Genomic DNA, 12,885 nt, shown 5'->3' with positions numbered 1-12,885 from the left:
GACCGATGGCTGGGCGGATACGGGTGAGCGCGGTACCCGTCGACGTGACGGTCGGTGACGTCGAGCGCAACCTGGGCGCGATCCGCGATGCCCTCGGGCAGAGCGCGCGTAGCGGCCCGCACCTGATTGTGCTGCCCGAGTTGGCCACCAGCGGATACGTTTTCGCGGATCAGGGCGAGGCGTGGTCGTGCGCGCTGCGCGCCGACGACGAGCGGTTGACGTCGCTGGGGGCCGCACTGCCCATCGAGACGGTGGTGGTACTCGGCTTCTGTGAACGCGACGGGGACACGCTGTTCAACTCTGCGCTCGTCCTCGGCGCTGAAGGGGTCCTCGGCTGCTACCGCAAGTCGCATCTGTGGGGGACCGAGCACCGGATCTTCGACACGGGGCCGCACGCGGGCATGGTCGTCGACACCCCGATCGGCCGCCTCGGCGTGGCGATCTGTTACGACAACGAATTCCCGGAACTGCCACGACGACTCGCGCTGAGCGGCGCGCAGATCCTGGCCCTGCCCGTCAACTGGCCGCTGGTCGATCGGCCGTCCGGCGAGCATGCGCCCGAGATCGTCCAGGCCATGGCGGCCGCGCGGTCGTCACGGCTGCCCACCGTCATCGCCGATCGGCACGGCAGCGAACGCGGGGTGGAGTGGACCGGCGGGACGTGCGTCATCTCGCCCGACGGGTGGTTGTGCGCCACGCCGGCCACCGCGAACACCGCGGCGTCCACCGAGCTCGACCTGACCCTCGACAAATCGATCGGGGAATTCAACGACCTGTTCGCCGATCGCCGGCCCGAACTGTACGGGGACATCGCGGTACCCCGGATCCCTGTCCGCCCGACCTCCCGATCCGAAGCGAGGACCCATGTCCAGTGACTCGTCTGCCATCGAATCCAAATCCATCGACTGGGTGCCGCTACAGGACCGCCGCGGAAAACCCTCGACCCTGTTCCCGCTCTGGTTCATGTCCAACGCGAACCTCACCACGCTGGCCACCGGCATGGTGGGCGCAGCACTCGGGGCGTCGTTCCTCACCTCGCTGGTGGCGATCATCCTGGGTGCGGCCGTCGGCACCGTCTTCACGGCGTTCCATTCCGCGCAGGGGCCGCAGTTGGGTCTGCCGCAGATGATCCAGTCGCGCGCCCAATTCGGCTATCGCGGAGTGGTGGTGATCTGCGCGGTCGTCATCTTCAGCATCGTCGGCTTCAACGTGTTCAACCAGATCCTCGCGGCCGACGTGCTGACGCTGACGACCGGTGCGGACGTCCGAGATCTGTGGTTCGTGTGCATCACCGCACTTGCGTTGGCGCTGGCGATCTACGGCTACCACTGGATCCACCGCGTGCAGACCTGGCTGACGTGGTTGTTCCTCGCGACGTTCGGGGTCTTCACCGTCGTAGCGCTGACCGTCTCCGACCTGCCTGCCGGGCAGTTCGGCTTCGGCGGGTTCAGTTGGGCGGCGTTCCTGGTTCAGTTCGCCGCGGCCGCCGCGTACGCCCTCGGCTGGGCGCCCTACGTGTCGGACTACTCCCGCTATCTGCCCCCGCAGACCAGCCCGCGAAAGGCCCTGTTCCACACCTACACCGGGGTGTTCGTCGGCGCCGCCTGGCTCATGGTGCTCGGCGCGTTCGTCGCCGCGCTGTTCGCCGACCTCTCCCCGCTGGAAGCCGTCCGCCAGACCGCCGACGACATCCTGCCCGGCTCCGGTCTGTGGCTTCTCGCCGCCGCGCTTCCCGGGCTGATCACCGTCATCACGGTGAACATCTACGCCGCGTCGATCGAGCTGATCACCGTGGTCGACTCGTTCCGCGCGGTGCAGCCCACCCGCCGGCTGCGCGTCATCTCCTGCACCGTGATCGCGCTGTGCGGCCTGCTCGGCGCGGTGCTGTCCAGTGGCGAGTTCCTCGCGAACTTCGGCAGCTTCCTGGTCGTGCTGCTCTACCTGCTGGTGCCGTGGACGTCGGTCAACCTGGTCGACTACTACTTCGTCCGCCGCGGCCGGTATGCGGTGCGGGAGATCTTCGTGCCGCGCGGCAGCGTGTACGGGACCTGGGGCTGGCGCGGACTGGCGGCCTACACCATCGGCATCCTCGCGATGATTCCGTTCGTCGTCACCGTCTGGTACACCGGACCGATCGCCGCGGCGATGAACGACGTCGACATGGCGCTGTTCGTCGGTCTGGCCGCCTCGGCGGTGGCCTACATCGTGATGGCGCGCTCCCTGGATCTGGCTGCCGAGCACGCCAAAGCCGAGGCGGACGCCCGGGAGCACGGCGTCGAGGCGGTGACGTTCGCGGGCCGGGTCGCGCCGATCGAAACCTAGGGGATGAGCCCGGCCCGCCGCGCCTTGGAGACCGACTCGTGCCGGGTGTGCGCGCCCAGTTTCGCCGCGGCGCTGCGCAGGTAGCTCTTCACGGTCTCGGGTTTCAGCGAGAGCCGTTGGGCGGCCTCGCTATTGGTGCACCCCAAGGCGACTTGCGCCAACACGTCGAGCTCACGCGGCGACAGCGGCGCGGCGCCGGGCGGTGTGGCGGCGAGCGCTCCGGCCAGCCGGTCGGCCAGCTCGCGCAGCCGATTCTGCAGAGGCAGCGGGGAGGAGGCGGCCAGGCCGCGCAATTCGGCGTGCACCTCGCGGATACGTTCGGTGCCGGCGCCCGCCGCGCCGGCGAGTTGGGTTTCGCGCAGCCGCAGCCGGCGGTCCACCTCGTCGCGGATGCGCAGCTCCTCGGCCAGCGAACGCGCCGAGGAGACCAGCAGGTCGGCGGCTCTGCTGCCGAATGGCGAACCGGATCGGTGCGCGGCATAGAGCATCGCCCTGGTCTGCCCGTCGACCAACACCGGCACCGCGAGCACCGATCTGATGCCCTCCGAGAGCACTGGTGCGTCGTAGTCGTGCGTGATCGTCGCGGCGTTGCGGTAGTCGGCCACCGACATCGGACGGCCTGCCACCATGCTGGCCCCGCCCAGCCCGGACTTCGATTGCACGGCAAGACCCCGCAGATTCCCGGTCCTGGTGCCGACGAACTCGCTGAGCACCAGCGTCTCGCGGTGCACCTCCCCGGCGAACAGCACCGGCGCTGCACCTTCGGCCGCCATCCGGCGCAGCGTGGCGCGCAGTGCGTCGGTGTCGCGAGGGCGCAGCAGCGCCGACGGATCGGGCATCGGGTCGTACCCTCTTTCGGGGGTGGCGGACGGGCAGGTGTGACCTGGATCCTATTGGTCATGACGACGAACACGGAGCGCTACCGCGCGGCGCGGGACCACCTGGTCGAGGTGATCGGCGACTACGACAAGGCCGTCGAGACGTTCGAGTGGCCGCGGCTGACCGGAGGGTTCAACTGGGCGACCGACTGGTTCGACGTGGTCGCCGCGAACCGGCCCGACGACGTCGCGCTGTGGATCGTCGAGCAGGACGGCCGTGAGGTGAAGGTGACCTTCGGACAGATGGCGGCCCGATCGGATCAGGTCGCGACCTGGTTGCGCGGCCTCGGCGTCGGGAAGGGTGACCGGGTCATCCTGATGCTCGGCAACCAGGTCGAGCTGTGGGAGTCGATGCTCGCCGTGGCCAAGCTCGGTGCGGTGATCATGCCGACGACTGCGGCCCTGGGTCCCGACGACGTCGCCGACCGGCTGCGGCGCGGACGCGCCGGGTTCGTCATCGCCAACGCGTCGGACGCGGCGAAGTTCACCGGTGTCGACGAGACCTTCGCCGGGGTCGCCGTCGGCGGCACGGCGCCGGGCTGGCACGCCTACGCCGACGCGGGAGACGTCGCGCCGGCAGGGCCGTTCGATCCGGGCAACGCACCCACGGACCCGCTGTTGATCTACTTCACCTCCGGTACCACCAGCAAGCCCAAGCTCGTGGAGCACTCGCAGGTCAGCTATCCGGTGGGCCACCTGTCGACGATGGCGTGGCTGGGAGTGCGACCGGGTGACGTACACCTGGCGATCAGTTCGCCGGGCTGGGCCAAGCACGCGTGGAGTTGCTTCTTCGCGCCGTGGATCGCCGAGGCGACGATCTTCGTCTACAACTACGCCCGCTTCGACGCGGCCGCCCTGCTCGAGCAACTGCACCGCGGTGAGGTCAGCACCTTCTGTGCGCCACCGACGGTGTGGCGCATGCTGATTCAGGCCGACCTCGGCGAACGGCCACCGCATCTGAGGGAGGTCCTGGGCGCCGGTGAGCCGCTGAATCCGGACGTCATCGCGCAGGTCGAGCGCGCCTGGGGGCTGACGATCCGCGACGGGTTCGGGCAGACCGAGACGACGCTGGCTGTCGGCAACACCCCGGGTCAGCCCGTCAAGTCCGGGTCGATGGGCCGGCCGATGCCCGGCGTTCCGGTCGTACTCGTCGACCCGCTCACCGGCGAACGGGCCGAGGAGGGCGAGATCTGCCTGGACCTGAACGCGAGTCCGCTGAACCTGATGACCGGCTACCTCGACGACGAGAAGCGCAACGCCATGGTGATGCGGGACGGCCTGTATCACACCGGGGACGTCGCCACCCGCGACGACGACGGCTACATCACCTACGTCGGGCGCACCGATGACGTGTTCAAGTCCTCCGACTACAAGGTGTCGCCGTTCGAGCTGGAGAGCGTGCTGATCGAACACCCGGCCGTCGTCGAGGCCGCGGTGGTGCCCGCCCCCGACGACACCCGGTTGGCCGTCCCGAAGGCCTACATCGCCCTCGCCGACGGCTGGACCCCCGACGCCGAAACAGCAAAGCAGATCCTGCAGTACAGCCGCGACCATTTGGCGCCGTACCTGAAAGTCCGCCGTGTCGAATTCGCCGACCTGCCCAAGACGATCTCGGGCAAGATCCGCCGGGTCGACCTGCGCCGCCGCGAGCAGGACGCGCACAGCGCCGGCACGCCGATCGACACGGAGTTCCGCTACGAGGACCTGGTGAGGTGAGCAACGTGACCGAGTTGTCGTACGACGCCGGACCCACCGACGCGCCGATCCTGGAGGAGACGATCGGCGCGAACTTCGAACGCATCGCCGCCACCTTCGCCGACACCGACGCCCTCGTCGACGTCCCCACCGGACGGTCCTGGACCTACGCCGAACTCGACGCCGAGATCAACGTCGTGGCAAGGGGTTTGATGGCCCGCGGCATCAAACCGGGGGACCGGGTCGGGATCTGGGCGCCCAACAGTGCCGAGTGGGTGATCGTGCAGTTCGCCACCGCGAAGATCGGCGCCATCCTGGTCAACGTCAACCCGGCGTATCGCACCCACGAGCTGGCCTATGTGCTCGAGCAGTCCGGGCTGCGCACGCTGTTCGCCGCGACGTCGTTCCGGTCCTCGGATTACGTCGCGATGGTCGCCGAGGTCCGCCCGCAGATGCCGACCGTCGAGGATGTGATCTTCTTCGGCACCGAGGACTGGGTCCGCCTGCGCGAGGACGCCGACTCGGTGGGCGCCGACCAGCTGGCGCACAGGCTCGCCGGGTTGTCCCACCACGATCCGATCAACATCCAGTACACCTCGGGGACAACGGGTTTCCCGAAGGGTGCGACGTTGTCGCACCGCAATATCCTCAACAACGGCTACTTCGTCACCGAGCTGATCCGGCTCGGCGCCGGTGACCGACTGTGCATCCCGGTGCCCTTCTACCACTGCTTCGGCATGGTGATGGGAAACCTCGGCTGCACCACGCACGGCGCCACCATCGTGATCCCCGCCGCCGGTTTCGATCCGGCGGCCACCCTGCGCGCGATCGCCTCCGAGCGCTGCACCGGCGTGTACGGGGTGCCGACCATGTTCATCGCGATGCAGCACCATGCCGACTTCGCCACGACGGATCTGTCGTCGCTGCGCACGGGCATCATGGCAGGCGCCGTCTGCCCCGTCGAGGTGATGAAGCGCTGCGTCGAGGACATGAACATGTCCGAGGTCGCCATCGCCTACGGGATGACCGAGACGTCACCGGTGTCGTGTCAGACCCTCATCGACGACGACCTCGACCGGCGCACGTCGTCCATCGGTCGGGCCCACCCGCACGTCGAGATCAAGATCGTCGACCCCGACACCGGGGAGACGGTGCCGCGCGGGGAACCGGGCGAATTCTGCACCCGCGGTTATTCACTCATGCTCGGCTACTGGCGCGACGACGAGAAGACCAGAGAGGCCATCGATCCCGACGGTTGGATGCACACCGGTGACCTGGCGATCATGCGGGAGGACGGCTACTGCAACGTCGTCGGCCGCATCAAGGACATGGTGATCCGCGGCGGGGAGAACATCTACCCGCGGGAGATCGAGGAGTTCCTGCACACCCATCCCGACGTCGAGGACGCCCAGGTGATCGGGGTGCCGGACGCGACGTACGGCGAGGAGATCTGCGCCTGGATCCGGATGAAGCCGGGCAGGCCGGCACTCGACGCGGCCGCGCTGCGCGAGTTCGCGTCGAACAGGCTGGCGCACTACAAGATTCCCCGCTACGTGCACGTCGTCGACGAGTTCCCGATGACCGTGACCGGCAAGGTGCGCAAGGTCGACATGCGCGAAGACAGCGTGCGCCTGCTCGGACTGTGACTCAGCGGAACTCGTCGAAGAACGCGACGACGTCATCGACGAACAACTCGGGCTGCTCGAAGGCCGCGAAGTGCCCGCCGCGCGGCATGTCCGTCCACCGGGTGATGTTGTAGTGCGGTTCGCACCAGGTGCGCCGGGGCGGCACGATCTCCTTGGGGAACGCCGCGATGCCCGTGGGCAGCGTCACCGGCGCACCGTCGCGGAAGCTGCCGAAGCTCTCCCAGTACAAGCGCGCCGACGAGGCCGCCGAGTTGGTGAGCCAGTAGAGCATCACGTTGCCGAGCATTTCGTCGCGGGTGAGGACGTTCTCGGGGTGGCCGTTGCTGTCGGTCCAGGCCCAGAACTTCTCGACGATCCACGCCATCTGTCCCACGGGGGAGTCCGCCAACCCGTAGCCGAGGGTCTGCGGCCGCGTGGACTGCTGACCGGAATAGCCTGTGCCCCAGCGGCGATGCTCATCGCGGCGTTGCAGCGCGGCTGCCTCCTCGGGGGTGGGGTCCGCGAGGTTCCGGGGCGGACCCGCCGTCGGCATGTTCAGGTGGATGGCCACGCAGCCGCCTCGATGGCGGCCGATCTGCGTCGTCACCGCCCCACCCCAGTCGCCGCCCTGCGCGCCGTAGCGCTCGTAGCCCAGGCGGGTCATCAGCTCGTTCCACGCCGAGGCGATCCGCTCGACCCCCCAGCCGGTCGCGGACGGCTTCCCCGAGAAGCCGTACCCGGGCAGTGACGGGCAGACGACGTCGTACCCGGCGTCGGTGAGCGGTCCGATCACCTTGTGGAATTCGAGCACCGAGCCGGGCCAACCGTGGGTGATCAGCAGTGGGAACGCGTCGGTGCGGCCGCTGCGGACGTGCAGGAAGTGGATGGGCAGCCCGTCGAGCTCGGTGACGAACTGGTCGAATCCGTTGAGCTCGGCTTCGGTTGCGCGCCAGTCGTATTCGTCGCGCCAATAGTCGGCCAGCTCACGAGTGTAGGCCAGCGGGATGCCCTGGCTCCAGTCGTCGACGCATTCGGGCTCCGGCCACCGGGTGCGGCGCAGCCGGTCGGCGAGATCGTCGAGGTCGGTATCGGGCACGGCGATGCGGAACGGCGTGATCTCGGCCATGGCTCATCCTGGCACTTCGCTAATCTGCCAACTGTGTCGACCCCGACGCTCGTCCTGCTCGCCGCCACCACGCTGGCGGCCTGTATCTCGCTCGGCGGCGCCCTCTACGAGGCGCTCGTCGTCGACCCGTACTGGCCCCGCCGGCCGGGCATCATCCAGTCGCGCAACGGCGGCATCGCCCGGGTGCGCTTCTGGCTGCCCGCACCGGTGATCTTCGAGATCCTGCTCGTCGTCACGCTGATCATGACCTGGGGCGACCCCGGCGTTGGGGTGGCACTGCTGGTCGCGTTGGTCAGCCACGCCGCGATGCGGCTGTGGGCGCTGTTCGACCTGATCCCGCAGGCGGCCGAGTTCGAGAGGAAGGACCCGGCCGACGTCGACGAGGCGGCCGCGGTGCGGTGGACGCGGCGCAACCTGCTGCGGGTGCCCCTGTTGCTGGTGACCTCGTGTGCGATGCTCGCCGCGCTGGCGCTGGCCTGAGAGCTCAATCGTCCTCGGGGAAGAGCCGCGGCAACGCGTTGGCACTGCCGGAGAACTCCGGTTGCCGCTTCTCGCGGAACGCCGCGACGCCTTCCTTGCCGTCGCCGATGGAGGTGTAGAACATCGCCAGCGAGTCGCTGAGATGGGCCTGCAGCGGCGAGTCGGCGGCACCGTTGCGGTAGATGAGCCGCTTGGCCAGGGCCAGCGCCACTGGCGAACGCCCCGCGACGTAGCTGCGTGCCAGCTCGAGCGCCTCGGACACCAGGGTGTCCGGACTGTGCACCGAGCGCAGCAGCCCGCCGCGCAGCGCGTCCTCGGCCGAGATGATGTCGGCCGAGTAGACCCAGTCCAAGGCCTGCTGGATGCCGACGAGCCGGGGCAGGAACCACGACGAGCACGCCTCGGGCACGATCCCGAGCCGGCCGAACACGAAACCGATGCGGGCGGCCTCGGACGCCACCCGGATGTCCATGGCCAGCGTCATGGTGGCGCCGATGCCCACCGCGGCGCCGTTGATCGCCGCGATGACGGGCTTGGGTAAGGCGTGGATCGCGAGGGTGACCCGGCCACCGGTGTCGCGGATCCCGCTGTGCAGGGGCTCGCTCGCGTAGTCGGCGCGCATCTGCTCCGGCGTCGGGGCCAGGCTCTCGTCCAAACCGAACACGTTGCCCGGCGCGGACAGGTCCATCCCCGCGCAGAACGCCCGTCCGGCGCCGGTGACCACGACGGCGCGGATCGCGTCGTCGCGGGCGTCGACGGTGAAGAACTGCTCCAGTTCGCGGGCCATCGTCACGCTGAAGGCGTTGAGCTGCTCCGGCCGGGACAGGGTCAGCAGCGCCACGCCGTCGGCGTCCACGGTGCAGTGCAGGGTTTCGTAATCCACGTCGGCGAGGCTACCCACCGCACCGGCGCCGACCTGAGCGTCACGCCTCCAGTTCGCCGAGCACCTTGCTCTCGATCGCGGCGCGGGCGGCGGGCGGCAACACGATCAACCCGGCCAGCTCTTTCTGGGCCCGGCCGTAGGCGTTCTGTCGTTCCTGCGGGGTGGCGGCCTCGTCGCCCGCCAGCCGCAGCAGGTGCTGGGCGCGGGCCAGCCGGCCCTGGTCCTCAGCGGAGAAGTCGCTGCGGCGCCGGCGGATCGCCTCGGACTCGGCGGCGTCGAACGCGGCGACGTACTCGCCGACCGCGTCGCGGTATTCGACCTGGGCGGCCCGGTCGCCGAGGATGTCGTCGAGCTGCGCGGGCCGCAGCAGGTCGGCGCGGCTCTTGGCCTTGTGGAACGCCAGCGTCAGCGGTTCGCGCATGTCGGTCATCACCGGGAAATCCAGCAGCTTGGCGACGTCGATCTCATAGGAGAGCCAGCGCTGGTCGGTGGCGTCGTGCCGCTGCAGCACCTTGGCCATGTCCCGCCGGGTGCCGTCCGCGCGGGTCTGACCGGCCGCCTTCTCCCGCGCCAGCGCGACCTTGGTCTCCTGTTTGATCCGGTAGCGCTCCAGCCGCCGCTGAGCGCGCCGTTCGTTGGCCGCCGAGACACCCCGCACTGCGCCGCCGATCACTCCGCTGAGCGGAAAGATCAGCCACCAGAAGTTCCCGGCGAAATGCAGGAGCGACTCCACATGCCCAGAATGCCACCGCCGGGTGTGGTGGGATTGCCGAGTGCCGGACGCCCCAGCTCCCGAGCCCGCGATCGTCGCCCGCGGACTGACCATGCGCGGCCCGTGGGGGCCGGTGTACGGCCCCGTCGACCTGGAGGTGGAGGCCGGCGGGGTGACCGTGCTGGTGTGCCCCGCGGGGTCGGGGCGCACCGCGCTGTCGATGACGCTGGCCGGCCGGATGCGCCCGAAGTCGGGCACGCTGTCGGTGTTCGGCCGGACCCGGGTGCAGGACATCTTCGCCGCCGCGGCTCTCGCCGGGATCGACGAACTCGACACCGTCTACGAGTCCGTCACGGTCTGCGACCTGATCACCGAGCAACTGCGCTGGGATGCCCGGTGGTACAGGCTGATTCGACGCGCCGACGAGGCCGACCTGGCGCGGGTGTGCGGGCCGGTGTTCGGTGAGCTGCCGCTGCCGCCGCTCTCGGAGTACGTCGAGGAGCTCACCGAACTCGACGGCCTGCTGCTGCGCATCGCGCTGGCCAATACCGCCCGCCCGCCGCTGCTGGTGGTCGGCAACCTCGAGCAGGTGACCAGCGATCACAACCGGGACCTGCTCGTCGGGCGGCTCGTCGACCTCGGCCGCGAGCAGACGGTGCTCACCGCCAGCGTCAACGGCGTCACCGGCCATCCGGTGCGTCAGATCCCGGTCGCCAACGTGTCCCGCGCCGAGCTCGCGGGCCAGCAGAAGGGTGGTGCCTAGTGGTGCTTGCCGGTATGTCGCTGGGCACCGACCTCAAGCGGTATTCGCGCGGTCTGATGCCCCGCATCGCTCTCGTCACGATCATCCTGATGCCGCTGCTGTACGGCGCGATGTATCTGTGGGCGTTCTGGAATCCGTTCGCCGAGGTCAACAAGGTGCCGGTGGCCCTGGTGAACGAGGACCGCGGCGCGCAGGCGCAGGGGCAGCCCGTGCGCGCCGGCGACGAGGTCGCCCGCGCGCTGATCGACTCCGGTCAACTCGACCTGACCGAGGTGTCGGCCGCCGAGGCCGCCGACGGGGTGGCCGGCGGCCGCTACTACTTCTCGATCACATTGCCCGAGGACTTCTCCGAGCGGGTGAGCTCCCCGGCGGGTCCGGACCCGCAGCAGGCGCAGATCCGGTTCACGTTCAACGACGCCAACAACTACCTGGGCACCGTCATCGGGCAGAACGCCTCCCGCGAGATCCTCAACCAGGTGAACGCGACGATCGCCGAGCGCGGCATCGGCACCGTCGTGAACGGGCTGGGCGACGCCGGCCGCGGTCTCGACCAGGCCGCCGACGGCGCACAGCAGCTGGCGGGCGGGATCGTCACCGCCGACGACGGTGCTCGCAAGCTCGCCGGTGGCGCCGACACGCTGGAGTCCGGGTTGCGCAGCGCGCAGTCGGGATCGGCGCAACTGTCCGCGGGCACCCGGCGGCTCGCCGGTGCGGTCGACACCGCCACCGGGCCGCTGCTCGAATTCCTGGACCGGGTGGGTGGTCTCGGGTTGAATCCCGACGAGGTCGCCGGTGCCGCGCAGCACCTGTCCGGCGCGGTGCGCTCCACGACCGACCGGATCGCCGCGCTCAACGTCAACAGCGCCCAGGCCGCGGCGATCGTCGACCAGACCGTCGGGTTCCTGCAGTCCAACCCCGACCCCGCGGTCCGCGACGCGGGCAACGCCCTGGCGGGGGCCCAGCGGCTGCTCCGCGCCCAGGGCATCGACCCGGCGACCGACGATGGTCTGATCAAGTTGCGGGACAGCGCTTCTCGCCTCGAAACCGAGCTCGGTGACCCGAACAGCAAGCTGCGTACGTTCCTGACGCGGTCACTGAACGGCGGGTTGCGCGCCGATGTCGCATCGCTGCGCGACGGTGTCGACCAACTGGATTCCGGCGCGCACCGCCTCGACGCCGGGCTGGTGCAGCTCGCCGCCGGCGGGGAGCAGCTGTCCTCCGGCGCGCATCAACTCGCCGACGGCACCGGCAAGCTCGCCGCAGGCGGCCAGGAGCTGGCCACCAAGCTGCGCGAGGGGGCCACCCAGATCCCGTCGTGGAACCCGCAGCAGCGCACCGCGGTGGCGCGCACGCTGGCCGCGCCGACGGGCCTCGATCTGCGCAACACCCATCCGGCGGCCACCTTCGGCACCGGCTTCGCCCCGTTCTTCATGCCGCTGGCGTTGTTCATCGGCGCGTTGATCGTGTGGATGTTGTTGACGCCGTTGCAGTCCCGGCCCATCGTGAACGGGCTGGGTGCGCTGCGCGTGGTGCTGGCCTCCTACTGGCCCGGACTGCTGATCGTGACCTGCCAGGTGGTGGTGATGTACGCCGTCGTCCACTTCGGCGTCGGGCTGCACGCCGAGTATCCGGTGGCGACCGTGGCATTCCTGGTGCTCGTCGCCGGCGCCTTCCTCGCTCTGATCCAGGCGTTCAACGCGCTGTTCGGCGTCGCGGTCGGCAGGGTGGTGACGCTGGCGTTCCTGATGCTGCAACTCGTGTCGGCCGGAGGCATCTATCCGGTCGAGACCACCGCCAAGCCGTTCCAGATCCTGCATCCCTTCGACCCGATGACTTACGCCGTCAACGGGTTACGGCAGCTGACCGTCGGCGGTGTGGACGCACGCCTGTGGACCGCCATCGCGGTGCTCTCGGCGGTGCTGGCGGCGTCACTGGCGGCCAGTTCGTGGGCGGCGCGGCGCAACCGGCAGTACACGATGGAACAGCTGCACCCGCCGATCGAGGTGTGATTTCGGTGCCGTTGGTCACGCGTACGTTGACCAATGACACCCAAATCACGGGGCAGGGAGAGGTGGTGTGAGGTGAGCGTCGCGGACGATCGGCGGCTCAAGGACTTCGCCGGCACGGTGGTGCTGCTCCTGCTGCAGGGCTTCGTGTGGCGGGCCGCGATGTTCCTCACCCACGGCGGCGGCCCGGTGCTGCGCTACGGCGGGTTCGCGCTGCTGATGCTCACCCTCGCGGTGTGCGTGTGGCGGGTCGCCCGCATGCGCCCGGCCGCGTGGTTCGCTCTCGGCGGCGGCGGGCTGCAGGTGGTGATCGCGGCGCTCACTCTGCTCCTCTGACGCCGAAACTGTATTCCACGTTGACTTTTCGACGACATCGCCGCGCGGAATACCGTTTC

12 protein-coding genes are annotated in these 12,885 nt (G+C 69.5%); 8 read left to right on the top strand and 4 right to left on the bottom strand.

Translation table 11 applies throughout. The features are described 5' to 3' along the window. Positions 1–5: 5 nt before the first annotated feature. Complete coding sequence (locus MCHUDSM44219_RS18525) at positions 6–875, top strand: nitrilase-related carbon-nitrogen hydrolase (protein ID WP_048419705.1); 870 nt, start codon at positions 6–8, stop codon at positions 873–875. Then, positions 865–2,322: a purine-cytosine permease family protein gene (locus MCHUDSM44219_RS18520; protein ID WP_048419704.1), complete on the top strand. Its 1,458-nt coding sequence runs from the start codon at positions 865–867 to the stop codon at positions 2,320–2,322. Before MCHUDSM44219_RS18525 ends, MCHUDSM44219_RS18520 begins: the two co-directional genes overlap by 11 nt. On the opposite strand, the gene MCHUDSM44219_RS18515 is transcribed toward MCHUDSM44219_RS18520, so the two are convergent. Then, entirely contained in the window at positions 2,319–3,161 is an 843-nt protein-coding gene (locus MCHUDSM44219_RS18515) for a LuxR C-terminal-related transcriptional regulator (protein ID WP_048419703.1), read from the bottom strand. The genes MCHUDSM44219_RS18520 and MCHUDSM44219_RS18515 overlap by 4 nt on opposite strands. A gap of 60 nt (positions 3,162–3,221) precedes the next feature. Between MCHUDSM44219_RS18515 and MCHUDSM44219_RS18510 the strand changes: the two genes are divergently transcribed. Then, positions 3,222–4,916 carry an AMP-binding protein gene (locus MCHUDSM44219_RS18510; protein ID WP_048419702.1) on the top strand — a complete coding sequence of 565 codons (1,695 nt, stop codon included), beginning with the start codon at positions 3,222–3,224 and terminating at the stop codon, positions 4,914–4,916. A gap of 5 nt (positions 4,917–4,921) precedes the next feature. Next, positions 4,922–6,541 carry an AMP-binding protein gene (locus MCHUDSM44219_RS18505; protein WP_236695510.1) on the top strand — a complete coding sequence of 540 codons (1,620 nt, stop codon included), beginning with the start codon at positions 4,922–4,924 and terminating at the stop codon, positions 6,539–6,541. 1 nt (position 6,542) lies between these two features. On the opposite strand, the gene MCHUDSM44219_RS18500 is transcribed toward MCHUDSM44219_RS18505, so the two are convergent. After that, complete coding sequence (locus tag MCHUDSM44219_RS18500) at positions 6,543–7,646, bottom strand: epoxide hydrolase family protein (RefSeq protein ID WP_048419701.1); 1,104 nt, start codon at positions 7,644–7,646, stop codon at positions 6,543–6,545. A 33-nt stretch (positions 7,647–7,679) separates the two neighbouring features. Between MCHUDSM44219_RS18500 and MCHUDSM44219_RS18495 the strand changes: the two genes are divergently transcribed. Continuing rightward, complete coding sequence (locus tag MCHUDSM44219_RS18495) at positions 7,680–8,126, top strand: hypothetical protein (RefSeq protein ID WP_048419700.1); 447 nt, start codon at positions 7,680–7,682, stop codon at positions 8,124–8,126. A gap of 4 nt (positions 8,127–8,130) precedes the next feature. On the opposite strand, the gene MCHUDSM44219_RS18490 is transcribed toward MCHUDSM44219_RS18495, so the two are convergent. Both MCHUDSM44219_RS18490 and MCHUDSM44219_RS18485 read right to left on the bottom strand, forming a co-directional pair. Then, the gene (locus MCHUDSM44219_RS18490; RefSeq protein ID WP_048419753.1) at positions 8,131–9,009 is read right to left on the bottom strand and encodes a crotonase/enoyl-CoA hydratase family protein; all 879 of its coding nucleotides are present in this window, start codon (positions 9,007–9,009) and stop codon (positions 8,131–8,133) included. Between the two features lie 40 nt (positions 9,010–9,049). Beyond that, positions 9,050–9,742, bottom strand: coding sequence for a hypothetical protein (locus tag MCHUDSM44219_RS18485; protein WP_048419699.1), 693 nt, complete (start codon positions 9,740–9,742; stop codon positions 9,050–9,052). 91 nt (positions 9,743–9,833) lie between these two features. Here MCHUDSM44219_RS18485 and MCHUDSM44219_RS18480 point away from each other — a divergent pair, with 91 nt between their 5' ends. The 3 genes from MCHUDSM44219_RS18480 to MCHUDSM44219_RS18470 all read left to right on the top strand — a co-directional run bounded on the left by MCHUDSM44219_RS18480 (position 9,834) and on the right by MCHUDSM44219_RS18470 (position 12,826). After that, positions 9,834–10,484: an ATP-binding cassette domain-containing protein gene (locus MCHUDSM44219_RS18480; RefSeq protein ID WP_109777838.1), complete on the top strand. Its 651-nt coding sequence runs from the start codon at positions 9,834–9,836 to the stop codon at positions 10,482–10,484. A gap of 14 nt (positions 10,485–10,498) precedes the next feature. Beyond that, positions 10,499–12,493 carry a YhgE/Pip domain-containing protein gene (locus MCHUDSM44219_RS18475; RefSeq protein ID WP_172506338.1) on the top strand — a complete coding sequence of 665 codons (1,995 nt, stop codon included), beginning with the start codon at positions 10,499–10,501 and terminating at the stop codon, positions 12,491–12,493. A gap of 72 nt (positions 12,494–12,565) precedes the next feature. Beyond that, positions 12,566–12,826, top strand: a complete 261-nt coding sequence (locus tag MCHUDSM44219_RS18470; protein WP_048419696.1) for a hypothetical protein — start codon at positions 12,566–12,568, stop codon at positions 12,824–12,826. The last annotated feature ends 59 nt before the right edge of the window (positions 12,827–12,885 follow it).

The sequence above is a fragment of the Mycolicibacterium chubuense genome, assembly GCF_001044255.1.
Classification (GTDB): domain Bacteria; phylum Actinomycetota; class Actinomycetes; order Mycobacteriales; family Mycobacteriaceae; genus Mycobacterium; species Mycobacterium chubuense.
The sequence above is the reverse complement of the archived record's forward strand: the minus strand, read 5'-3'. Positions and strand labels throughout refer to the sequence as shown.

What these genes read in the sequence shown, in the direction of transcription:
- MCHUDSM44219_RS18525 (WP_048419705.1), top strand. Translation starts at nt 6, where the DNA reads ATGGCTGGGCGGATACGGGTGAGCGCGGTACCCGTCGACGTGACGGTC.
- MCHUDSM44219_RS18520 (WP_048419704.1), top strand. Translation starts at nt 865, where the DNA reads ATGTCCAGTGACTCGTCTGCCATCGAATCCAAATCCATCGACTGGGTG.
- MCHUDSM44219_RS18515 (WP_048419703.1), bottom strand. Translation starts at nt 3,161, where the DNA reads ATGCCCGATCCGTCGGCGCTGCTGCGCCCTCGCGACACCGACGCACTG.
- MCHUDSM44219_RS18510 (WP_048419702.1), top strand. Translation starts at nt 3,222, where the DNA reads ATGACGACGAACACGGAGCGCTACCGCGCGGCGCGGGACCACCTGGTC.
- MCHUDSM44219_RS18500 (WP_048419701.1), bottom strand. Translation starts at nt 7,646, where the DNA reads ATGGCCGAGATCACGCCGTTCCGCATCGCCGTGCCCGATACCGACCTC.
- MCHUDSM44219_RS18480 (WP_109777838.1), top strand. Translation starts at nt 9,834, where the DNA reads ATGCGCGGCCCGTGGGGGCCGGTGTACGGCCCCGTCGACCTGGAGGTG.
- MCHUDSM44219_RS18475 (WP_172506338.1), top strand. Translation starts at nt 10,499, where the DNA reads ATGTCGCTGGGCACCGACCTCAAGCGGTATTCGCGCGGTCTGATGCCC.